The organism is Sulfitobacter sp. HI0040 (assembly GCF_001634885.1).
Classification (GTDB): domain Bacteria; phylum Pseudomonadota; class Alphaproteobacteria; order Rhodobacterales; family Rhodobacteraceae; genus Sulfitobacter.
In genome coordinates this window covers 1-270 of record NZ_LWEX01000596.1, presented here as the reverse complement: position 1 = coordinate 270, position 270 = coordinate 1, and the positions used below count along the sequence as shown (strand labels likewise).

At 57.0% G+C, this 270-nt stretch carries 1 protein-coding gene; it reads right to left on the bottom strand.

Going from position 1 to position 270, the window contains the following annotated elements:
• On the bottom strand, window positions 1–241 hold a 241-nt coding region (locus A3728_RS21360; RefSeq protein ID WP_150120942.1), incomplete at its 3' end, for an SDR family NAD(P)-dependent oxidoreductase.
• Between the last annotated feature and the right edge of the window lie 29 nt (window positions 242–270).

The following is a 270-nucleotide window of genomic DNA, read 5'->3' as shown; positions in this document are numbered from 1 at the left end:
CCACGACAATCTCGATCGGGCCGAGTTCGGATTCGACCTTTTCAATTCCGGCCTTGGAATCGTCGTAGTCGGCCACGTTCCACTTGTAGGTCTTGATGCCGGTTTCATCCGTGAATTTGGCGGCGGCGTCGTCGTTGCCGGCATAGGTGGCCGCAACGGTATATCCCGCCTCTTTCAGTTCCCGCGAAATGGCGGCACCGATGCCCCGGCTGCCCCCTGTGACCAAAGCGATACGCGACATGGTTTATCCTCCCTCAAGGTAATGTTATT